The organism is Streptomyces sp. NPDC102283, from assembly GCF_044766265.1.
Lineage (GTDB): Bacteria > Actinomycetota > Actinomycetes > Streptomycetales > Streptomycetaceae > Streptomyces.
The window spans coordinates 1-2,729 of record NZ_JBIWLQ010000033.1 but is presented as its reverse complement, the minus strand read 5'-3'; the positions used below and the strand labels follow the sequence as shown (position 1 = coordinate 2,729).

At 76.1% G+C, this 2,729-nt stretch carries 1 protein-coding gene; it reads left to right on the top strand.

The annotated features are described in order from the left end of the window. On the top strand, nucleotides 1-2,586 hold a 2,586-nt coding region (locus ACIRJT_RS37430; RefSeq protein WP_403918694.1), incomplete at its 5' end, for an SDR family NAD(P)-dependent oxidoreductase. Nucleotides 2,587-2,729: the final 143 nt, after the last annotated feature.

The following is a 2,729-nucleotide window of genomic DNA, read 5'->3' as shown; positions in this document are numbered from 1 at the left end:
GGCATCCTCCAAGAACGCTTCGCCGGAGCCATCACCGCAGGCCCCGAACAACTCGCAGAACTCCGCACCCTCCGACAGATCGTCGAATTCACCAGCGGGGTGGTGCCGACCGCCACGGCCGACAGCTCCGCCGCGGACGCCCCCGCCCCCGCACCGGCCGGCCGGGACGCCGCCGCCGACGACGCACCCGCCGGCGGCGGGATCGGGCGGGCCCAGGCCGCGCTCGTCGCTCTGCCCACCCCCGACCTGCTGGCCGGCTGCTTCGCCGAGGGTTCGGGCGCGCTCGTCGTCGACGACGGCTCCGAACTCGCGCCGGCGCTCGCGCAGCGCCTGATCGGGTCCGGACGCCATGTGCACGTCCTGCGGCTGCCCGGAGTCGCCCAGCGCATCACCGGGGTCAAGGACCACGCGCTGTCCGGCTGGGGCGTGACCGAACTGGCCGAGCGGATGGAGCTCATCCTCGCCGACCGGGTCAGCGTCGTCCTCGATCTGACCGCCGCCCGTGCGGGCGAGTGGTCCGACGGAGTACGGCGGCTCACGCACACCCTGCTGGTCGCCAAGCACGCCGTCGCACCGCTGACGGCCGCCGCCGCCTCCGGCCGCGCCGCCTTCGTCACGGTCACCCGGCTCGACGGCGCCTTCGGGCTCGGCGGGGTGTCCGAGGAGCTGGTCCCCGCCGGCGGCCCCGGCGGACTCGTCAAGACCCTGGCCGTCGAGGCCCCCGAACTGTTCTGCCGGGCGGTCGACCTCGCCCCGGCCCTCAGCCCGGAGGCCGGAGCCGAACTCCTCCTCCCGGAGCTGAGCGACGCCGTCACCGAGACGGTCCAGGTCGGCCTCGACGGCAGCCGTCGTATCGGTCTGACGCTCGGCGAGGAACCGCTGACCACCTCCGACCCGGCGACCGCACCCGTCCTCGGCGGCGACGACCTCCTCGTCGTGACCGGCGGCGGGCGCGGCATCACCGCCGCGTGCGTGGTCGAGCTGGCGCGGCGGTACCGGCCGGGCCTGCTGCTCCTGGGCCGCACCCCGCTGGAGGACGAGCCGGACTGGGCGCAGGGCGTGGACACCCCGGCGCTCAAGGCCGCCGCGGCCGCCCGGCTGAAGGCCACGGGTGAGAAGCCGACCCCCAAGCGCGTCGAGCAGCTCTACCGGGACGTCGTCGGCGCCCGGGAGATCCGCGCCACCCTCGCCGAGGTGAGCGCCGCGGGCAGCCGGGTGGAGTACCTGGCCGTCGACATCACGGACCCGGCGGCCACCGCCGCCGCCCTCGCCCCTCACCGGGACCGCGTCACCGGTCTGGTGCACGGCGCGGGCGTCCTCGCCGACCAGCTGATCGCCAACAAGAAGGCGTCCGAGGTCGAGCGGGTCTTCGCCCCGAAGCTCGCCGGGCTGCGCGCGGTCACCGCCGCGCTGGACGCCGACGCCCTGCGCCACCTCGTGCTGTTCTCCTCGGTCGCCGGGTTCTTCGGCAACCGGGGCCAGTCGGACTACGCGATGGCCAACGAGGTGCTCAACGCCTGGGCCTCCTCCTGGAAGCAGCGCCACCCCTCGGCCCACGTCACCTCCATCAACTGGGGTGCCTGGGACAGCGGCATGGTCTCCCCGGAGGTCAAGGCGGTCTTCCGGGAGCGGGGCATCACCCTGATCCCGCTGGACACCGGCGCCCGGCTCTTCGCCGAGCAGTTCGCCGCCGACCGGGCCGGTGACGTGGTCACGGTCCTCGGCCCGACGTCCCCCCTCTCGACCCCCGAGCGGACCGTCGCCGCCGTCACCCGCGTGGAGCGGCCGCTGGCCGCTCTGGAGGGCGAGCCGATCGTCGCCGACCACGTCATCGGGGACGCGCCGGTGCTCCCGGCCGTCGTCGCCCTCGGCTGGATGATCGGCGCGGCGGAGCGGGTGCACGGCGCCGAGATCCGCCAGGTGCGGGACTTCTCCGTACACAAGGGCATCGTCTTCGACGGCTCCCAGCCCGAGGCACTCGGCCTCGAACTGGCCGTCGACGACGACGCGGTGCGCGGAGCCGTCCGGTCCGTGGACGACCGGGGCGCCGTCCGCCCGCACTACGGAGCCGTGCTCGACTTCCGGGCCACGCTCGCCCCGGTCTTCCCCGGCGCGCTGCCGGCGCTCGGCGGCGGCCGGCCGGCCGACGCGCTCTACGGCGACGGCACCCTCTTCCACGGACCCTCGCTGCGCGGAGTGCGCCGGGTGCTCACCGAGGACGAGGGCGCCCAGCGGCTGGTCCTGGAGTGCGAGCTGACCGAACACCGCACGGCGGGAGGGGCGTTCGCGGGCAGCCGGTTCGCGCCCGGCACGGCGGACCTGCTGCTCCAGGCGGGCCTGGTCTGGGTCCGGCTCTTCCGCGGCACCGCCGGACTGCCCCTGTCGGTGGGCCGCGCCGATCTGCACCGCGCGCTGCCCGACGGCGAGCCCTTCCTGGTCGTGGTCGAGCCCGGCTCCGCCCCCCAGGGCTCCGGCGCCTCGCTCACCATCACCGCGTGCACCCCGGGCGGAGAGGTGATCACCCGGTTCGAGGACGTGTCCGTGGTCTCCGCACCGCAGTTGGCGGCCAAGTTCATCAGCGGCTGACTCCCCTTCGTACCCGACGCAAGCGATCGGGTCGGGCCCGGCGGGGCCCCCCCCCCCCGCCCGGGCCGCCCCCCCCCCCCCCACCGGCCCCCGCCCCCGCCCCGGCCCCCGCCCCCCACGGGGGGGCCCCACCCCGGGGGCCC